Consider the following 18565-nt stretch of genomic DNA (forward strand, 5'->3'; position numbering starts at 1 on the left):
TAAGAATTCGTACAAATTTCTAAAGGCCTTTATTTATTTTTCACTTCGTCCCTCAGGGCACGGCGAAGTATTTTTCCAACATTTGTTTTCGGAAGTTGTTCGCGGAATTCAACATGACGCGGAACTTTATACGCTGCCATATTTTCTTTGCAATATCGAATCATTTCTTCTTCTGTTGCCGTCTTTCCGGCTTTTAATACAATCACGGCTTTCACATCTTCTCCCCGGTAGGGTTCTGGTACACCAATACACACCGCCTCTTGAACAGCAGGGTGTTCGTAAAGTACTTCTTCAATATCTCGAGGATAGATATTAAATCCACTGGCAATAATCAAATCCTTCTTCCGGTCAACAATGTATAAATAACCATCTTCGTCAACCTTTGCGATATCACCTGTGTAAAGCCAGCCATCACGGAGGGTATTCGCCGTTTCTTCAGGCATGTTCCAGTACCCTTTCATAACTTGCGGACCCTTAATAATCACTTCCCCCAACTCACCAGCCTGCACCTCCACAGTACCAGTTGCCAAATCGACAATTTTATATTCGGTTGAAGGCATACCAATCCCAACACTGCCTGTTTTCCTGTCGGCAAATGGCGGGTTACAATGTGTGGTTGGTGATGCCTCTGATAATCCATACCCCTCTAAAATTTTCGCACCCGTTTTCCCTTCAAACTCACGCAGCAACTCAACAGGCATTGGTGCACTTCCGCTATTGCAGGACTTAATACTATTAATTCCATAATCTTCTGCATGTGGATGATTCGTAATCGCTACATACATGGTGGGCACACCCGGGAAGAAGGTCGGCTGTTCCGTTTTAATAGTGGTTAATACTTCTTCTAATTCAAACCTTGGCAACAGGATTAATTCCGCTGCAATATATATCGATAGATTCATACAAGAAGTCATCCCAAACACATGAAAAAGGGGAATGACCGTTAAACAACGTTCTTTTCCAACCTCCAATTCATGTTTGAAAAATTCGTGGGACTGAAGAACATTTGCCAAAACATTGCGGTGTGTTAACATCGCACCCTTGGACCGTCCTGTCGTTCCTCCCGTGTATTGAAGGACAGCAATATCGTTTTCAGGGTCCATTGCAATAGGCAGGACATTCCCATTCCCTTCAGTAAGGAAGCTCTCAAAGCTTCTGTCAGGAGAAAAGTCATTTCCGGATGGCTGCAAGCTGACAACTATGATATTTTTCAATTTCGATTGTGCTTGAACACTTTTAACTCGTGGATAAAAAGCATCTAAGACAACTATTGTTTCTGCTCCTGAATCTTTGAGAATATATTCAATTTCCCGTTCAACCAACATTGGATTCACCTGAGTAACGATGGCCCCGGCCGTGAGAATTCCATAATAAGAAATTACATACTGTGGACAGTTTGGCAGCATAATTGCTACTCTGTCCCCTTTTTGAACTTGATTTTGCTGAAGGGCTGAAGTGAATGCAAGGGCAAGTGCGTTTAATTCCTGATAACTAATCTTTCTTCCAAAAAAAGACAAGGCATTATGAGTTGGATATTTCTCAACCGTTTCTTTAAGAATATGTCCCAAGGGTTTATTTGGAATATCAAGTTCTTTGGCAATTGACTCCGGGTAGCGAGTTAACCAGGCTTTCTTTTCACTCATGTGTTCCCCTCCACAAGGTATTTTCACTGATTTGATTAAAAGAAATGATTATTCAAGCGCCTAAAAAGCTAGTCCTCCGCCATCAACTGAGAGAGTGGTACCAGTAATAAACGAGGCTTCATCAGAAGCTAAAAATAACACCGCATTTGCAACTTCATCTGGAGTTCCAATTCTTCTTAGCGCGTTTGCACGTGATATAATTGGCCATTTCCGCTCATCCTGTTTCCAATGATCAATAATCGGGGTGTCAATTACACCTGGTGCAATGGCATTAACTCTGATATTAAATTTCCCATATTCAAGGGATGCATTTTGTGTCAGCATGACAACTCCAGCTTTGGAGGCATTATAGGCAGACACATATTTCTGCCCTTTTAAGCCGAGCAAGCTGGATGTGTTAATGATTGCTCCGCCCCCTGCTTTAATTAATTCAGGGACTGCATATTTTATTCCAAGGAAGACTCCCTTTAAATTAATGTCAATGACCCGATCCCATTCTTCTTCAGATAAATCAATACTACATACTTCGGAATTCCCGACACCCGCATTGTTGAACAAGATGTGTAATGCGCCGAAAGTGCTGTTGGTGGTGTTAATTAATGCTTTAATTTGTTCAGAATCGGTTACATCTGTTTTGACAAATATCGCTTCACCGCCTTTTTCTTTTATTAAGCGAACGGTTTCTTCGCCAATAATGGAATCAATATCTGCTACAGCGACCTTTGCTCCTTCTTTGGCAAATCGGATCGCAGTTGAGCGGCCAATACCACCTCCGCCCCCCGTAATTATCGCTGTTTTTCCTAGTAATCTCATAAATCTTCCAACCCTTCTTCATGTCTAAAAATCTATTGATATTTTTTTAGTTCAAGTTTGGCCACCTGGGCACGATGGACTTCATCGGGACCATCTGCTAATCTTAATGTTCTAGCATTCGCCCACTGGGCAGCAAGTGTAAAATCATTTGATACTCCCGCAGCACCGAGTGCTTGAATAGCGCGGTCAAGGACCCGTAAGGCCATTGACGGGGCAACCACTTTAATCATCGCAATCTCTGCTTTTGCTTCTTTATTGCCAACGGTGTCCATCATATAGGCAGCTTTTAACGTAAGCAGCCTTGCTTGTTCTATTTCAATTCTTGAATCTGCAATCCATTCACCAATAACCCCTTGCCTTGCTAACGGTTTCCCGAAAGCGGTCCGACTCTGAACACGCTTACATAATTCTTCAAGCGCCCGTTCGGCTGCCCCAATTAATCTCATACAATGATGAATTCTCCCCGGTCCTAATCTACCTTGAGCGATAGCAAACCCTTTTCCTACTCCCCAGAGGATATTTTCAGCTGGTACGCGGACATTTTCATAGGTGATTTCTCCGTGCCCATGCGGGGCATGATCATAACCGAAGACAGGGAGCATCCGTTCAATTTTCACACCGGGAGAATCCAGTGGGACGAGGATCATTGATTGCTGCTCATGACGGTTTGCCGAAAGATCTGTTTTTCCCATTACAATCGCAATCTTACAACGTGGATCGCCTGCACCGGATGACCACCATTTCCGACCATTAATTACGTATTCATCGCCATCTCTTTCGATCCTGGCTTCGATGTTCGTCGCATCTGCTGAAGCCACAGCCGGCTCTGTCATCGAAAAGCACGATCGAATTTCTCCGGCTAACAGCGGCCTTAGCCATTGCTCTTTCTGCCTGTCTGTTCCATAACGTACGATGACTTCCATATTACCTGTGTCAGGAGCACTGCAATTAAATACCTCTGGTCCGATTAAAGACCGTCCCATAATTTCACATAAAGGAGCATATTCCTGATTGGTCAATCCAGCACCAAATTCACTTTCCGGCAGAAATAAGTTCCAGATACCTTCCGCTTTTGCTTTTTGTTTTAGTTCCTCCATAATCGGTGGTACGTCACTCCAACGGCTTTCTTGTTCGTTTAATTGCTGCTCGTAAATTCGCTCATTCGGATAAACATTTGCTTCCATAAAGGCTGTTAATTTCCCCTGCAACTCTTTCACTTTTTGAGAATATGAAAAATCCAACTTTTCCACTCCTTTCTCATACTAACCAGTTGGTATGTTATAAAAATAATTATACCTGTAAATATTAAATATTCAAATTAAATTCTAAATATTCTATCAAAGTGAGTAGGCCAAGAAAGGGCAAACCAATTCCATCATTCTCTATAGACATTTCCTGACCATAGTTTCTTAAAACCTTTTCGTAAATGATCTCTTTTGTTTATTCATTACTTCATGCGATTTTTCGATAATATCCGTAAGTACATCTCCTTTATAAATTCTTCCTAGTTTCAATCCTTGCTGGTAATACTCAACGATTTCATCCAGAAGCAAGGATGTTTCCTTCGTAATTCTTACATTTAATTGAATTCTTTCGTTTTCAGCCAAGATAAACACTCCTATTTATTCATTAGCAATCTGCTAGCACTTTTCTATTCTATTGTTATCATCTATTAATATACTATATTTCAACATTTTTTTCAGTAAAATCAAAAAAAATTGGCCATCGCTTGTTTGGCCAATCAGATTGTCGAGAAAAAGGATTTTTCTATGCAATTTTTTATTTTGTCTAATCTAAATTACTGATTTTTTATTAGTTGATTGTCTCTGAATTGGTCTGTTGATTTCCGCTCCGGGCACTCGCTTTCCGCGGGGAGGTCCGGGAGCCTCCTCGGCGCTTTGGCGCCTGCGGGGTCTCCCGTGACCTATCAATCCCGCAGGAGTCGAGTGCCCTCCGCTCCAATCAACAGTGTGGTAAATCAACCTAAAGCATTGCAACATATCATTTTTAATAGAATAAGGGGATCGGTAGGGCGTCCATTATCATCACTAAAATAAGGACGGCTTTTATCAAGAAAAAACGAAAAATAAATATATTTATCAATCTAACGAAGAAGGTGGTCATCTGGAACTAATTCATCAATAGATACAAATTCATATTCACTTTGACTAGACACTTTTGGCTTAATTATTGAATTCACCGAGTATGCAAAATATTTATAAGTTGAGTTGAAGATCTTTATTGATAACACTCTGTTGATTTGCGCGGAAGGCACGTAGACTCCTGCGGGAGTACGGGGCAGGAGAGACCCCGCAGAAGCGAAGCGACGAGGAGGCTCGCCGGCTCGCCCGCGGAAAGCGAAGTGCCTGGAGCGCCAATCAACAGACATGTAGAAAAACCAATATATTTTATAACAAATTAACGCTATAAAATTGTCGAAGAAGTTGAATTAGTAAAAAGGCTATCGAAAGTTTTACGACAGCATGATTGGCCATCACTTTGATGACCAATTTTAGTATAGCTCCGATAGAATCAAACTTTTTAGCTGATAGCAGACTCTTTCTGAGAATTGCTTACAAAGTGTCCTTGCAGCCAATTTTCGAGTAACTTTTCTAATTCCGGATGAATAGGTAATTTTGATTCAGCAATAATATCCTTTTTTACCGTTAACATTGTTGAAGTCTGTGAAATATACTTACAGGAATGGCCCATATTTTCCACTACATGAAACTCGGCATCACCTTTTACATATAAAGGGAGATCCTTTAGAACCTCAGGATTGGCTTGAATATCTCGCTCCCCTGTTATTGCAAGGACCGGGCAGGTAACTTTGGCTAAATCTTTCCTTACATCATAGGTGAAATGCTCCCGCATCCACTTTGCATTGGTTTTGATTAGACTAACTTTTATCACGTCTTTAGAAGAGTTCATAACTTTATCAATATATTTTTGTGCCTGTTTTTCCACTTTGTTTTGGACACCTAATAACCGTAGTAACTTACCTTGAAAACCCTTGGCATGGATGATGTCCTCTTTTGCAATATCTCTTTGGCGCTTGGTAGCTTCACTTAATCTTTCAACTGCACCGGAAAGCAAAACTAATCCTCCAAGTTCCTCTCTGACAGCAACTGCTGTTCCAATCGTGCTGCCTTCACTATGTCCAAGGACAATGACTTTTTCCGGATCCACTTCAGGAAGGCTTTTTAAAAATTGGACAGCGGCTTGGGCGTCATCTACTAGGTCCCATAGCCCTGTTGATAAAAAATCCCCTTCACTTGCCGCTACCCCACGTTTGTCATATCTAAGATTAATAAAACCTAACGTGGTTAAATATTCAGCAATTTGACCGTAAAGCTTTAAATCAATCTTTTTATTTAATTTTCCGTTCCGGTCTAATTTGCCTGACCCCGAAATGATCAGTATGGCCGGTGCTTTTTCTTCAGGATTTTCCGGTATGCTTAATGTCCCTTTTAATGCTTCTTTGCTTTGTATCGTAACTTCCTTCTCTCTGAATGTCATCTCTATTCCCCCTATTGTTCTTCTGCCAATTGCTCTGGAATAATGATCGTAGCTATTGTCCTTCTTCGTCTCCCCTTTTGTGGCTTATTGTTTATTACTTTTGAATAAACAGCTGTAAGCTCCTTTATTAAATCGGCATACTCGACTTCAGAAAGGTACATGGAAGCTTGACGAAAAATTACTCCATCTGCAACTAAGTCAATGTGATCCTGATTTAAATACCGTTCATATTCCCCCATTAAGTTGGCCATAAATTTGATAAAAAGACCTAAATGGTCATCCTTTGAAAGCTTGTTTAGGTCTTCTGGCCCAATAGATGCTTTACTCGGATTTTCTATAGAATATACTTTTTCAATTGTTCCTCGATTAGGAATTTCATCAACTATATGAATAACCCCCGTTTCTACTAATTTTTTTAAGTTACGATACAAAGAGGCTTGCGGGATATCGGGCAGAAACTCTTTTAATTGTTGGGCAGTAAGCCGTTGATTAATTAAAAACTGGATAATCCTCATACGAACGGGGTGTAAAATAACGTCTACTGCTGATTCCTTTGTCATATCAATAATTGCTCCTAAATTTTTATTATCATTATCAATAATGATAATAAGGGAATTTTCTAGTTTTGTAAAGCCCAGATTGGAAAATACTTATACTTTTTCCTAATTCATTTGAATTTGTATTGTAGTTACATGAATTAGCAAACTTTTACCAATATTATAGTCAGGGGGTTTGCTGATTATGATTTTTTCATTAATATTGGGATATTTTCTATTAGCCCAGCCAAGTACAGCATCTACAGATCATTTAATTATTACCAAGGATGGTCAGACCGTAACTATTATTAATCGAGAAGAATATATTTTCCCTCAAACGGGCTTGCCACTCATTAAAACACGTAAGTACCGTAGTTTTTTGGACAAACTAGATAATCAATTTTCTGTAGCACCGGAAAATGCAAGTTTGGACCAGAATGGGATGATCATACCGGAACGAACAGGCTCTCGAATCCATCGTCAGGCTTTTACGGAACAATTCTATTCATATCTTTTTAGCCCCCAAAAGGCAAAAATGGAAATACCCATCCTAAGGGTCTATCCAAAGGTGGATAGTGAATTGCTGAGTGATATCCGCAGCATGAGAATCGGGCGCTATGTTACTTCTTTTAATCCACAAAACAAAAAAAGATCTAACAATATTCAGTTAGCAACGAAGGCAATTAACAATCATGTAGTTTTCCCAGGGGAAACATTTTCTTTTAATAAAGTGGTTGGTAAACGAACCGTTGCAAAGGGGTATCTACGTGCTCCAGTGATTGTAAGGGGTGAGTTCTCTGAAGATATTGGCGGAGGAATTTGCCAGGTATCTTCCACATTATACAATGCCGTTGACAATGCCGGGGTCAAGATTGTCGAGCGTTTTTCTCATTCAAGAAAGGTTCCCTATATTCCTCCTGGAAGAGACGCAACCGTCAGTTGGTATGGTCCTGATTTTGAATTTAAAAATAACTACAATCAACCAATATTAATCAGGGCAAGAACTTTAGGACATCTGTTAATCATTAAAGTTTATTCGTCTGAAAATATAAACTACCTGCCACGCAAGGTTCCATATCTCCCTTATTAAAAAAGTCCGCATCAATGTGCGGACTTTTTTCTTACCGTTTTTTATTCAGTGCACTCATTAAAAGTTCCTCTGAAAACTCTGTTATTGCAGCATTATCCATCAGATTTAGATTTGTTTTAGGTGCAAATTTCTTTACCATGTTTTGAAAAGGAGGTGCAAGGTCCTTACGTTTTCCCTTTGTCACTCCAAAAACGGCAGCACTTATACCTATGCCTAAGAGAGATGCCCACATAGCTCCCCTACTTTTTCGCTTTCTCGCAAACATCTTGAGAAACGGTTGAACTTTTACTTTTTTCATCCGAAGCACTCCTTCAAATTGAAATGGAAAGGAATATAACTACCCTTCCATTTATTTAATTTGTGCGGAATGACATAAAAGTATTAGATAGAAACTAAACAAATTTGTTATTTTCTGGTAGTTTTTATTTTTTAAAGAACCTCTCTCCACTATTTATCATAGTATGAAAAAAGATAAATGAGGTGGTGTCTTTATTTATGGGGGGGTTAACTTATTTTGACTTTTTGGCCAAATTTGGCGTGGGTGGAGCTCATCCAGGTGGTATCCCTTTAACAAAAAACATTCTTTCTGGTGAAAACATTACAAACAAAACCCAAATTTTAGATGCTGGCTGTGGGACTGGACAAACAGCCGCATATTTATATCAACAATATAAGGCAAAGGTAGTGGGACTTGAAATCAATCCAATCATGATCAAAAAGGCAAAAAAACGCTTTCAATCTTTAAATTTACCCATTCAATTAATCCAAGGATCCGTTGAAAATCTTCCCTTTCCAGACAATAGCTTTGATTATATATTATCTGAATCCGTATTAGCTTTTGTTAATAAACCGATTGCACTAAGAGAATTTTTTAGAGTGTTAAAAAAAGGTGGACGTTTGATTGCGAATGAGATGACCATAAATACCAAACTCAGTCCTCCTGAAGAATTGGAAATAATGAAATTTTACGCATTGGATTCTTTATTGATGGAGAAGGATTGGAAAAGTTTATTAGAGCAGACAGGTTTCCAAGAAATTGTAATAAAAGCGGAAAACATAGCAACAAGTCAAGAGAATAACGCGACTGAATTTAATTTTTCAAAAAACTTTGAACCTGAACTGTTCCAAATTTTAAATGAACACGGAAATATGGTCTTAAAGTATCAAGGGATTTTGAGTTATCGAATTATTACATGTTCAAAAGTTTAACTAAAAAATACAGCTTTTCAAAGTCGAAATTTCTACTCCTTCCGCACGTATATAAATATCATCTCGATGAAAAATATGAGGTGAAAGGAAGGGTGAAAATCATGGATCAAACATTGGGTTACCTGAGAGAAACTTTATCAAATTACACAGACGACCATTCCGGAGGAAAGAATATTTATCGGAAATTAATGGAGGGGCAGTATTCTTCCGAAGGTGAGTTTGTCCGACAGTTGGACCAAAAAGAAATTAATTTTTTGAATAAAATGCTTCCGGAGGAAATTAAGTACGCGAAAGAAGAAAAAGATGAAAAAAGGGCTCACGAACTGAATGAAGTGTTTGAACTTTTGTTCTGAATACTCTATAATATCAAAGGGTGGCAGAGTAATCCTGCCATCTTTTTTGGAAATAATTCATTTTTCGCAAAAATATTTCCGAGGTAAGCGCAAGGTACGACAAAAACAACTTCAATTAAATCGGGAATTTCAGCATTAACCGACATATACATACAAGAATCTCACACTTATTCTATCGATTTTTCCACGAATAGCCCCATAACGACAATTTGCCAATTTCTCGCTTATTTCTTCTATAATGACATAATCCCGCAAAAAAGAAGCCTTCTCTTTCCAGGCTTCTAATGAATGTCCTTTTTCTTAAATCTTCCACCACGAACTTCTGCAATATCCGCAACTGCTAAAAAGGCACTATCATCACTTTCAGTGACAATTTCCTTCAATTTTGCTTCTTCAAGACGGTTGATAACACAAAAAATGACTTTTTTATCATCACCTGAATATGCTCCCTCACCATTGATATATGTGACACCCCGACCCAGACGATTCATAATAGCGTCCCCAATTTGCTTAGCATTGTCACTAATGATCCAAACGGATTTAGATTCATCAAGGCCGGTGATCGTAATATCAATTGTTTTATAAGCAACAAAATACGCAATAAGCGAATACATAGCACGATCCCATGAGAATACAAAGCCGGCACACCCAAGAATGAAAAGATTAAAGAACATAATAATTTCACCGACGGAAAAAGGAAGTTTGTTATTAAATAGAATTGCTAAAATTTCAGTACCGTCTAATGACCCGCCATAACGAATAACTAAACCCACCCCTATACCAAGCACTAATCCTCCAAATACAGTTGCAAGCAGAATATCCTGGGTAAACGCCGGAACGGGATGTAAAAGCGTGGTACCAATTGAAAGAATAATGATTCCATAAAGAGTGGATAAAGCGAAGGTTTTCCCTATTTGTTTATAACCAATAAAGAAAAAAGGTATATTAAGAATAAAGAGGAACATTCCTAATTTCCAACCTGTAATATACGAAAGTATAATGGAGATGCCCGTTATCCCGCCATCAATAACATTATTAGGGACGAGGAATATCTCTAATCCGACAGCCATCAAGGACGCACCAAGTGTTATTAATAAAATGCGTTGAAAAATCTTTCTCTTTGTTAATTTTCGATGTTGCATTTTCGCCATAATTGCTTCTTGCTGTTCGATTAAATTCAATTCTTGAATTCCTGACATTATCTTGCCCCTTTCGAAAAATATTTCCTAACTTTATTATAACGAATTATTAGTTCATTTTATAATTTAATGCTTCTTAATTACTAACTCCATTAAATGAAAAAGAAGCTACCTCAAATAATATGAAGTAACTCCTTAATTTTATTAACACCTTAGGAGACCCAACCATGACATCAGCTGATAGATTTCTAATAACATTTCCTTTTAGCTGTCTTTTCAATCTAAATGGAAACTTTAATCCATCTGCCAATGAGTGTTTGCTCCGTTGAAGGAATTAATTCACATGTTATTGGAATTCAAATTCCTTTAAGAAACAAATCCTCGGTTTGACACCGATTGAGACTCTTTTTTTATTCCATCATTTGGAACTTCGGCTTCTTGGCAATGTAATTTTTGGAGAAGATAATATCCTGTAATCTTTTCTTTTACATTTTCCTTATTAGGTTGTGAGCCCCATTATCAATTTGATCTCAAATAGTTTTTTTCTACTACTTGATTTAATGTTATTAATTTTAATGACTCTTTTTTTCAGAAGAATCATTTGGGTTGTGATCAATTTTTCTACGTATTGAGTAATAGATAGAAAAATATTTTTCAGTCCCAACAAAACCATAACATCAATCATTAAATTGATTTTGGAAATTTTCTCTTCTCCTATTAGGTTGGATGTTTTCCTTTTTTAATTTTCCTATGGAATACATAGAATAAATCTTGAAAGGAATCAGTTAAGAATTACACTCTTTCCAATGATTAACATCGCTCCACCTTCCAAATGATTGTTGAGGAATAACCTTACTACTCGTTCACAAACGGAACGAACACGTATGGTTGAGCCTCCTAAGATGTTAGCTTTATTTCTCTTCTTTACAATTAAATTATAACACGGAATTTTTAGAATTTACGTAATACTTGTGTCAAAAATGTGAATTATTGGATATTTAGATTCCAGATAAATGGGGATATTATCTGAAACTTATTCCTTATGGAAAGGATGTTCTACTCTATGATTAAAGCCATTCATAAATATGCTAAACCTTTCGCAACCGTTGATGATCTTGACCCATTAATAGCAGCTATAGGTGATTCAAAAATAGTGCTGCTAGGTGAATCATCGCACGGAACCTCAGAATACTATTCACTGCGTGCAGAGTTATCTAAAAGATTAATTAAAGAAAAAGGTTTTTCATTTATCGCAGTTGAAGGCGATTGGCCTTCATGTCAAAGTATCAATCAATACATTAAAGGATTTAACCACTCAACACAAGATGTCAGAACGGTACTTGAGGATTTTAACAGATGGCCCACCTGGATGTGGGCTAACGTGGAAATCATTGATCTTGTCGAATGGTTAAAAAATTATAATCAGCAAAATAATCCTACTCAAAAGGTTGGATTTTATGGTTTAGATGTGTATAGTCTTTGGGAAAGTATGGATGAAATCATTCGCTATTTAGAAAAGACCAATTCTCCAAGTCTTAAGGAGGCTAAAAAGGCGTTTTCTTGCTTTGAGCCATTTAACCGCAATCATGAATCTTATGCTGTTTCTGCCGGATATATTTCTGAAAACTGTACAAAAGAAGCACTTGAACTGCTTGCATCGATTCGGAAAAATAAATGCAAATTTGATGACGATCAAGAAAACAGCTTGAACATGGAAGTAAATGCTATTGTTACTGCAAATGCAGAAGAATATTATCGGACCATGGTCACTAGTGATTCAAAGTCATGGAATGTTCGTGACCAACACATGGTTGAAGCACTCAATGCAGTGCGAAGATTTTATGGAGCGGATGCAAAGGTAATCATATGGGAGCATAATACCCATGTCGGGGATGCCAGGGCGACGGATATGAGAGATGAAGGAATGGTGAATGTTGGTCAACTCCTTAGAGAGGAAAACGGCGCTGAAAATGTATTTATTGTTGGATTTGGAACTTATAGTGGGACCGTGATTGCCGCCACAGAATGGGGAGCGGACTTCCAAATCATGGATGTACCACCTGCAGGATTCGGAAGTTGGGAATCACTCATGCATAAATCAGGGGCGGTCAATAAATATTTAATCTTTACTGACGGGAATCGCCATGAATTTTCAACTACGATTGGTCATCGAGCAATTGGTGTTGTTTACCGGCCGGAATACGAACATTTCGGTAATTATGTCCCCTCAATTATGGGGCATCGGTATGATGGGTTTATTTTTATTGATAAAACAAATGCCTTACATCCACTTGTTCTAGAAAATATTCTTGTCTAAAGGAAAGTCTTCCCTGTTATCTGAAAAAGGGAAGACTTCGTTTTTATTCAAGAAATAGTTCTGTTTATAATACATAACCAAATGAATATTCCACATACTATTTTTGTAATTTAATTCTGTACCAAGAAAGAAGGATTGAGTAATGACAGTTGGAACACAGGTAAAACAAGCAGTAGCCGGATTAAAAAGTGCACAGGCTAGTTTTGAAGGCTTCGCACTAGCAACTGATAACCAAAATGCAAAGCAGCTATATCAACAAGCAGCACAACAAACCCAATCCGTACTTGATAGTCTTGAACCACGTCTTCAAGAAATTATCAGTGAAGAACCACAATACAATCAATAATGGAAAATTTAGGTTGGCGACTTATGCCAACCCCTTTTTACTTTTATGAATTCCTTAAGGAAGTGCTATTGTGACAATCGCTTCAAATGTTAAACAATGCCTCTCAACCATGAAAGGAATCGAAGCACAGTTGTCCTCCTTTGCCCTTAATTCACTCGATAAAGATGCACAAGCTATTTTTCATGAAGCAATGTTAACGATTGGTGAGGTAAAGAAGGATCTTCAATACCGTGTTTTGGAGCTTGAACGACATGAACCCCAATATATGGGTTCATAAATTTTTGAGGTGAGAACTAATGCCAGATTGGATTTTTATCATAAGTCGTTCATTAACTTTATTGGGACTTTTATTTATTATCACCAAAGTACTAGGGAAGAAACAAATCTCTGAGCTTTCTTTCTTTGAGTACGTGGCCGGTATTACCATCGGAAGTATTGCGGGTGAAGTAGTCACAGGACTTGAAAGTAACATGGGTCATGGAGTGCTGGCACTATTGGTTTTTGGATTTGTTACTTTTCTGGTGAACTACATAGCCATAAAAAGTAAAAAGTTTAGTGATTTCGCTGAAGGTAAAAGTACCGTCGTTATTAAAGATGGAAAAATATTAGAAGAGAACTTGAAAAAGGAAAGATACACCATTGACGAATTATCAGCTCTACTTCGTCAGAAGGATATTTTCAAGTTCGCTGACGTAGAATTTGCTGTCTTAGAACCGCGGGGAACATTAAGCGCTTTATTAAAAAAGGAAAATCAGCCCCTAACACCCAAAGATTTACAAATGAAAATGCCGAATGAGAAAGAGCCCCAAACTGTCATCATGGACGGGAATATTATTGATGAATCATTAAGATGTGCCGGGAAAGGCAGAGGCTGGCTTTATACAGAATTAGAAAAATTGGGTGTCACTCTTGATAATGTTTTCCTCGGTCAAGTGGATTCATATGGAGAAATAACTGTTGATCTTTATAATGATAAAATACAAGTGCCAACACCCGCTCAACGTCCACTTCTCCTAGCAACACTAAAAAAGGTTCAGGCTGATTTAGAGATTTTTTCACTTGAAACAGAATGTGAAAAATCAAAAGCAATGTATAAGAAAAATTCAATAAAGCTACAAGAAACGATCGACAAGCTTAGTCCTTATTTAAACGGTTAAATGCGCGAAATAAAAAAACAATCCTTATCAATCTGAATTGATAAGGATTAAACATTTCTGGAAAAAGTTTTTCCATTGCTTTGTTTCCGATGCATTTTAAGGTTACTTTTATGCGAAAAGAAGCTGTGCAGGATCATTCCAACCATGACCAATACCATCCCACTCCAAGAGAGTCCGGTTGGCATGAGACTGTTTAGAAGTAACAATTCCCCTATTACTGTAAATAATACTTCCGCAGATTGTGTTGCCTCCACTGCAGCAAGCTTCTGCATATTTCCTCTAACAAGATCCGTTGCTTTAAAAAACAAAATGGTTGCAATAACTCCCGAGGTCACAGCAACAAGACCTGATTGGATTATTTGCCCTTTGCTTGGTGTACCCACAGTAAATAGGCCAAAAATAGATAAAACCACCCACACCGGCAGACTTGCTAAGGTCATACCTAATACACGTTGGAAAACATCGAGACGCCCCCCGCAAATATCCATCATTTTTCTGTTTCCAAGCGGGTAAGCAAAAGAGGCAATTAGCACTGGAAGGACCCCCAAGGATAGGGATACAATCGAAATGCGATTAGCCTGTTCCACTTGCATCAATATAATTCCGAGCAAGATGATTAATGACATTCCTAAGCCTTTAAAGGGAATTTTCCCCTTCTGTTGGATGACTCCCTTTTCAGTCATTACCTTTTCATAAAAAAGTGGGGCGAGCAAGGAACCTGAGATGATCGTTACCTGCCATGTTGCTGCGATGAGCCAGCCTGGTGCGTAGGCGGCCGAAAAACAGATCGGTCCATAAAATAGGCCAAACCCAACGGTACTCCATAAAACCCAGACACCAGGGTTATTTTTCATTTCAGCAAGCAATGGTTTAAGGTTCTTTCTTCCCAACACAATCACGAAAAGAAATGGAACCATAAAGAAATACCTTAGGGATGCACTCCAAATCCAGCTTCCCCCTGCCTGATCCATGGCTCTGTTAAGGATAAATGTAAATGCAAAAAAGAATGCCGCTAGGAGGCCTAAAACGATTGGCCGCATTGTCCTCTATCCCCTCTGTTTCAATTTTTTAATATGTATATAGTGTATTTTCCATTAAAAGCAGGAAACCATCAAGTAGTTTCCCTCTTATAATTAGTTGTTTGTTTATTGTTTTAGAGATAAAAAGCATACAGCCCATTTTTTAAACATAAAGTATTTTGGATACGAGTGAAACTTTCTTGTCCTCCAATCGTAAACACTGCTGGAATGATTTTATAAAAGTGAGGTTGATATGATGTTTGGTAAAGTAGCTGCGGATATTTTAGGATTAAGTGATGTGGGATCAGTTATTAAGCCGGAGAATTATGATAAGGTGGATGCTGACGATTATGTCATGCATGAAGATAACGAGAAAATTTATTTTCTTATTAAATCAAAGTCTGATGAATACTGTTTTACAAACAACGCCCTTATCCATTTAGATGGCACAAGCGCAACTAGCAAAAAACGGATGCTGCACCGTTATAGTTATGCAACAAATCGAATCTTTGACGTAAAACTTGAAACGGCTGGAACGGTTGATCTAGATGTTGAAATTAAGTTTAAAATCGGCTCAGAACCCTTCTCCATTGACGTTCATAAGAAACATATTGAAGAAGTTAAGGATTTGTATAAAGCCCTAATAAAAATCTCAGAAATCTCTCATGAAAATGAAATTTCCCTTCAGTTTGCCAAACAAAGCCTCGATGTGGCATCCACCACATTAGGACGTGTAACAAGTCCTGACAGCAACTTGGTTGTACAATTTAAAATGCTCAATCAAGCAGCCTTTCAGTGGTTAGAAGATAGCAAAAAACAATATATAGTGAAAGATTTTGGTTATGTTTTTGAGAAGTATATTAATAACTAAAAATATGAAGCAGGCGCATGAAAAATTATCATGCGCCTACTTTTTTACTTATACTCTATTAAAACATCCTCCAATGGTAAACGAGTTGTATTGAAAGCAGGTGCTGCCGCCTTCCCTACTGAAATCAACACAATTGGGAAAAGACGCTCGGAGACATCGAACATTTTCAAGAATCTTTCTTTATCAAAGCCACCCATTGGAACCGTGTCATAACCTCTGTCTTTTGCAATTAACATCAACTGCATCGACACTAAACCAGCATCAAATGAGGCAATATTTTTCAAGACTTCTTCTGGAGCAAATGGGTATGTTTTATTTGTACCTTCTATCAATCGATTCATATTAGCTTCGTCCATAAAACCAGCCTCGTATGCACTTCGATAGACATTTTCTACACTTTTATACATTTCCTTATCGCCTAGTACTGCAATAACGGCAGACGCTGTTTCTACTTGCTCTTGATTGTTGGCGATTGCTCTTAGTTCCTTTTTCGCCTCCCGATCTTGAATCACAATAAAACGCCAAGGTTGCAGATTACTAGAGGATGGTGCTTGTGTCGCTTCTTTTAGCATATCTTTAATTTCTTCCTGAGAAATAATGTATGTTGAATCATATTTTCTGACTGAATGACGTTCTTTTATTATTTCAGATAAACTTTTTATTAATGTGGTTTCCATGATTGATTTCCCCCTGTAAATTTTTTAACTTACTAAAAATAAGTTCTAAAACATCTTACTATTAGTAAGTACCTATCGTCAAGAAATTAAAATATGGTATGATACAGTTAGAAAAGTAAAAAAGAGGGATTTTATATGAGGGAACCTAACCACCAAGATTGTATGACTCATTCTGCAGAGGAAATTAAACATATATGTACTAACTTTCATAAGGCAATCGAATTTATCGGCAAACGCTGGATGGGAACTGTGATATATACGCTTATGGAGGGACCGAAGCGGTACCATGAAATAATATCATCCATTCCGGGAATATCTGATCGACTCTTAACCGAACGCTTACGTGATTTAGAAAATGAGGGATTGATTGTCAAAAACGTCATTACTACCTCTCCCAAAAAAGTGGAATATGAATTGACTCCAACTGGTAAAGAACTTGATGAGGTTATTCATGTGCTAATGAAATGGGTAAAAAAACGTGGGGAATCCCTGTGACGTTGGATAACTTTCTCACACAAAAAAGGCTTGCTCTATTTAGATAGATGCAAGCCTTTTTTTATGGACTTGGTCGATGAAACAGCCCCATAACCTCAATAGTTTCTGTGATATTCACGAAGGCGCATGAATCAACTTCTGTAATCAAGTTTTTAACTTCATTTAATTCATATCTAGAAATTACTGTAATCAATACGTTCCGCTGATTATTTGAGTATCCACCCACACCATCCATTACAGTTAGGCCTCGATACAAATTCTCCAGTAAATGATTTCTCATCTCTTCGCCCTTTTCTGTAATGATCATTAACGTTAATTTAGCATGATCTGTATAGATTGCATCGACAACTTTCCCTGTCACAAATATGGACACTAAGGTATATAGTGCAGAATCCCAATCAAACATAAAACCACTAATCAAAATAACTACAGCATTCATACCTGAAAGTAAAACACCAATCGGAAAATCTCTTTTTCTTGCTACAATCATGCCAATAATATCAAATCCCCCGGTTGATCCAGAACAACGAAAAACAATACCTACTCCTAAACCGGTTAAGGCACCACCAAAAATAGAAGAAAGAATCATATCATCGGCGATTGCGTATTGGGGAACGATGTAAAGGCCTATCGAGATCACTATGACCGAAAAAATCGAATTCACGATAAATTTTTTCCCTAACATTTTATAACCAATAATTAATAAGGGGAAATTCAGCAGGAAGTTCGCTACCCCTGTATTAACCGGTGAAATCATCCCTAATATCATAGAAATTCCGCTCAAACCGCTGCTTAACACTTCATGGGGTATTAAGAAAAGGTTAAAGGCAACTACAACAATTAGAGACCCAAGTAACATTCCAACAATTTGCATGGTACAAATCCTCCTACTACAGGCAATTAATTCTATTTAAAAATAATAACCGATTCTCTCAATTAAAGTAAATTAAATAATTAATTAAAAAGAAACTCAATTATCTTTCAATTCTAAACTGATAAGTTAAACATCTCATTTTTGGGAAAATATATTATTGACAATTTACAAATAATATTTATACTTTAGTAATATATTAACTTCATATGTTAAATCCTCATCAAACCGATGAGGTAGAGGTCGCAGATTTTATGAGTAAACCGGACGAGATGTAAGAGACATTATTGACTCCGTTTGAAAGGAAAAGCTGCCGAAGTGTGCTTTTATCTCTATAAAAAGCATGCTGGGGCTGTCTCCGAATAGGAACAGAACTGTCATGTTTAGCCCTACCAGCTAAGCGTGTTGAGCTATCTTTCGGAAGGTATGATGCGGGGTATTAATAATGCCATCGATTATTCCTCGATGGCATTTTTCTATTCCAAACTCCTTCTCGAAAAAATTAAATAA

The 18565-nt window shown here is 37.8% G+C and carries 20 protein-coding genes and 1 riboswitch; of the genes, 9 read left to right on the plus strand and 11 right to left on the minus strand.

Translation table 11 applies throughout. From position 1 onward, the window contains the following. Positions 1-29: 29 nt before the first annotated feature. The 6 genes from BDR01S_RS02220 to BDR01S_RS02245 form a co-directional block, all read right to left on the minus strand. A complete protein-coding gene (locus BDR01S_RS02220; RefSeq protein ID WP_066256382.1) occupies positions 30-1643 on the minus strand; it encodes a long-chain-fatty-acid--CoA ligase in 1614 nt (537 codons plus the stop codon). 60 nt (positions 1644-1703) lie between these two features. Continuing rightward, entirely contained in the window at positions 1704-2456 is a 753-nt protein-coding gene (locus BDR01S_RS02225; RefSeq protein WP_066256385.1) for an SDR family NAD(P)-dependent oxidoreductase, read from the minus strand. Between the two features lie 32 nt (positions 2457-2488). Continuing rightward, positions 2489-3697, minus strand: a complete 1209-nt coding sequence (locus tag BDR01S_RS02230; protein ID WP_066256388.1) for an acyl-CoA dehydrogenase family protein — start codon at positions 3695-3697, stop codon at positions 2489-2491. Between the two features lie 168 nt (positions 3698-3865). After that, positions 3866-4063 carry a hypothetical protein gene (locus tag BDR01S_RS02235; protein ID WP_066256390.1) on the minus strand — a complete coding sequence of 66 codons (198 nt, stop codon included), beginning with the start codon at positions 4061-4063 and terminating at the stop codon, positions 3866-3868. A gap of 934 nt (positions 4064-4997) precedes the next feature. After that, positions 4998-5975, minus strand: coding sequence for an alpha/beta hydrolase (locus BDR01S_RS02240; RefSeq protein ID WP_066256392.1), 978 nt, complete (start codon positions 5973-5975; stop codon positions 4998-5000). 11 nt (positions 5976-5986) lie between these two features. Beyond that, the gene (locus BDR01S_RS02245) at positions 5987-6535 is read right to left on the minus strand and encodes a helix-turn-helix domain-containing protein (protein ID WP_066256393.1); all 549 of its coding nucleotides are present in this window, start codon (positions 6533-6535) and stop codon (positions 5987-5989) included. 181 nt (positions 6536-6716) lie between these two features. On the opposite strand from BDR01S_RS02245, the gene BDR01S_RS02250 reads away from it, so the two are divergent. After that, a complete protein-coding gene (locus BDR01S_RS02250) occupies positions 6717-7601 on the plus strand; it encodes a VanW family protein (RefSeq protein WP_066256394.1) in 885 nt (294 codons plus the stop codon). Between the two features lie 31 nt (positions 7602-7632). On the opposite strand, the gene BDR01S_RS02255 is transcribed toward BDR01S_RS02250, so the two are convergent. Continuing rightward, positions 7633-7899, minus strand: a complete 267-nt coding sequence (locus BDR01S_RS02255; protein WP_066256396.1) for a hypothetical protein — start codon at positions 7897-7899, stop codon at positions 7633-7635. A 197-nt stretch (positions 7900-8096) separates the two neighbouring features. On the opposite strand from BDR01S_RS02255, the gene BDR01S_RS02260 reads away from it, so the two are divergent. Together BDR01S_RS02260 and BDR01S_RS02265 are read left to right on the plus strand one after the other, a co-directional pair. Beyond that, positions 8097-8810: a class I SAM-dependent methyltransferase gene (locus BDR01S_RS02260; RefSeq protein WP_066256398.1), complete on the plus strand. Its 714-nt coding sequence runs from the start codon at positions 8097-8099 to the stop codon at positions 8808-8810. Between the two features lie 101 nt (positions 8811-8911). After that, positions 8912-9163 carry a sigma-G-dependent sporulation-specific acid-soluble spore protein CsgA gene (locus tag BDR01S_RS02265; protein ID WP_066260172.1) on the plus strand — a complete coding sequence of 84 codons (252 nt, stop codon included), beginning with the start codon at positions 8912-8914 and terminating at the stop codon, positions 9161-9163. Positions 9164-9444: 281 nt separating this feature from the next. Here the strand turns inward: BDR01S_RS02265 and BDR01S_RS02270 are convergent, their stop codons facing one another. Next, the gene (locus BDR01S_RS02270; RefSeq protein ID WP_066260176.1) at positions 9445-10314 is read right to left on the minus strand and encodes a YitT family protein; all 870 of its coding nucleotides are present in this window, start codon (positions 10312-10314) and stop codon (positions 9445-9447) included. Positions 10315-11344: 1030 nt separating this feature from the next. Here BDR01S_RS02270 and BDR01S_RS02280 point away from each other — a divergent pair. The 4 genes from BDR01S_RS02280 to BDR01S_RS02295 all read left to right on the plus strand — a co-directional run bounded on the left by BDR01S_RS02280 (position 11345) and on the right by BDR01S_RS02295 (position 14122). Beyond that, on the plus strand, positions 11345-12619 hold the full coding sequence (locus BDR01S_RS02280; protein WP_066256405.1) for an erythromycin esterase family protein: 1275 nt from the start codon (positions 11345-11347) through the stop codon (positions 12617-12619). A 142-nt stretch (positions 12620-12761) separates the two neighbouring features. Further along, a complete protein-coding gene (locus tag BDR01S_RS02285; protein WP_066256408.1) occupies positions 12762-12965 on the plus strand; it encodes a DUF1657 domain-containing protein in 204 nt (67 codons plus the stop codon). A gap of 70 nt (positions 12966-13035) precedes the next feature. Then, positions 13036-13242, plus strand: coding sequence for a DUF1657 domain-containing protein (locus tag BDR01S_RS02290; RefSeq protein WP_066256411.1), 207 nt, complete (start codon positions 13036-13038; stop codon positions 13240-13242). A gap of 19 nt (positions 13243-13261) precedes the next feature. Further along, complete coding sequence (locus tag BDR01S_RS02295) at positions 13262-14122, plus strand: DUF421 domain-containing protein (protein WP_066256414.1); 861 nt, start codon at positions 13262-13264, stop codon at positions 14120-14122. A 47-nt stretch (positions 14123-14169) separates the two neighbouring features. Here the strand turns inward: BDR01S_RS02295 and BDR01S_RS02300 are convergent, their stop codons facing one another. Continuing rightward, on the minus strand, positions 14170-15162 hold the full coding sequence (locus tag BDR01S_RS02300) for a DMT family transporter (protein WP_066256416.1): 993 nt from the start codon (positions 15160-15162) through the stop codon (positions 14170-14172). A gap of 235 nt (positions 15163-15397) precedes the next feature. Between BDR01S_RS02300 and BDR01S_RS02305 the strand changes: the two genes are divergently transcribed. Then, positions 15398-16012 carry a PH domain-containing protein gene (locus BDR01S_RS02305; protein WP_066256419.1) on the plus strand — a complete coding sequence of 205 codons (615 nt, stop codon included), beginning with the start codon at positions 15398-15400 and terminating at the stop codon, positions 16010-16012. A 44-nt stretch (positions 16013-16056) separates the two neighbouring features. On the opposite strand, the gene BDR01S_RS02310 is transcribed toward BDR01S_RS02305, so the two are convergent. Continuing rightward, positions 16057-16689 carry a nitroreductase family protein gene (locus BDR01S_RS02310; protein ID WP_066256422.1) on the minus strand — a complete coding sequence of 211 codons (633 nt, stop codon included), beginning with the start codon at positions 16687-16689 and terminating at the stop codon, positions 16057-16059. A 135-nt stretch (positions 16690-16824) separates the two neighbouring features. Between BDR01S_RS02310 and BDR01S_RS02315 the strand changes: the two genes are divergently transcribed. Beyond that, positions 16825-17184, plus strand: coding sequence for a winged helix-turn-helix transcriptional regulator (locus tag BDR01S_RS02315; RefSeq protein WP_235846474.1), 360 nt, complete (start codon positions 16825-16827; stop codon positions 17182-17184). Positions 17185-17245: 61 nt separating this feature from the next. On the opposite strand, the gene BDR01S_RS02320 is transcribed toward BDR01S_RS02315, so the two are convergent. Then, positions 17246-18058: a YitT family protein gene (locus tag BDR01S_RS02320; protein ID WP_066256424.1), complete on the minus strand. Its 813-nt coding sequence runs from the start codon at positions 18056-18058 to the stop codon at positions 17246-17248. 226 nt (positions 18059-18284) lie between these two features. Further along, positions 18285-18476: riboswitch (Lysine riboswitch) on the plus strand. The last annotated feature ends 89 nt before the right edge of the window (positions 18477-18565 follow it).

The organism is Neobacillus drentensis NBRC 102427, from assembly GCF_001591445.1.
Taxonomy (GTDB): domain Bacteria; phylum Bacillota; class Bacilli; order Bacillales; family Cytobacillaceae; genus Neobacillus; species Neobacillus drentensis.

Bases quoted from the DNA above. Each gene is read 5' to 3' on its own strand.
- BDR01S_RS02220 (WP_066256382.1), bottom strand. From the start codon at position 1,643: ATGAGTGAAAAGAAAGCCTGGTTAACTCGCTACCCGGAGTCAATTGCC.
- BDR01S_RS02225 (WP_066256385.1), bottom strand. From the start codon at position 2,456: ATGAGATTACTAGGAAAAACAGCGATAATTACGGGGGGCGGAGGTGGT.
- BDR01S_RS02240 (WP_066256392.1), bottom strand. From the start codon at position 5,975: ATGACATTCAGAGAGAAGGAAGTTACGATACAAAGCAAAGAAGCATTA.
- BDR01S_RS02245 (WP_066256393.1), bottom strand. From the start codon at position 6,535: ATGACAAAGGAATCAGCAGTAGACGTTATTTTACACCCCGTTCGTATG.
- BDR01S_RS02250 (WP_066256394.1), top strand. From the start codon at position 6,717: ATGATTTTTTCATTAATATTGGGATATTTTCTATTAGCCCAGCCAAGT.
- BDR01S_RS02255 (WP_066256396.1), bottom strand. From the start codon at position 7,899: ATGAAAAAAGTAAAAGTTCAACCGTTTCTCAAGATGTTTGCGAGAAAG.
- BDR01S_RS02260 (WP_066256398.1), top strand. From the start codon at position 8,097: ATGGGGGGGTTAACTTATTTTGACTTTTTGGCCAAATTTGGCGTGGGT.
- BDR01S_RS02265 (WP_066260172.1), top strand. From the start codon at position 8,912: ATGGATCAAACATTGGGTTACCTGAGAGAAACTTTATCAAATTACACA.
- BDR01S_RS02270 (WP_066260176.1), bottom strand. From the start codon at position 10,314: ATGGCGAAAATGCAACATCGAAAATTAACAAAGAGAAAGATTTTTCAA.
- BDR01S_RS02280 (WP_066256405.1), top strand. From the start codon at position 11,345: ATGGAAAGGATGTTCTACTCTATGATTAAAGCCATTCATAAATATGCT.
- BDR01S_RS02285 (WP_066256408.1), top strand. From the start codon at position 12,762: ATGACAGTTGGAACACAGGTAAAACAAGCAGTAGCCGGATTAAAAAGT.
- BDR01S_RS02295 (WP_066256414.1), top strand. From the start codon at position 13,262: ATGCCAGATTGGATTTTTATCATAAGTCGTTCATTAACTTTATTGGGA.
- BDR01S_RS02300 (WP_066256416.1), bottom strand. From the start codon at position 15,162: ATGCGGCCAATCGTTTTAGGCCTCCTAGCGGCATTCTTTTTTGCATTT.
- BDR01S_RS02305 (WP_066256419.1), top strand. From the start codon at position 15,398: ATGTTTGGTAAAGTAGCTGCGGATATTTTAGGATTAAGTGATGTGGGA.
- BDR01S_RS02310 (WP_066256422.1), bottom strand. From the start codon at position 16,689: ATGGAAACCACATTAATAAAAAGTTTATCTGAAATAATAAAAGAACGT.
- BDR01S_RS02315 (WP_235846474.1), top strand. From the start codon at position 16,825: ATGAGGGAACCTAACCACCAAGATTGTATGACTCATTCTGCAGAGGAA.
- BDR01S_RS02320 (WP_066256424.1), bottom strand. From the start codon at position 18,058: ATGCAAATTGTTGGAATGTTACTTGGGTCTCTAATTGTTGTAGTTGCC.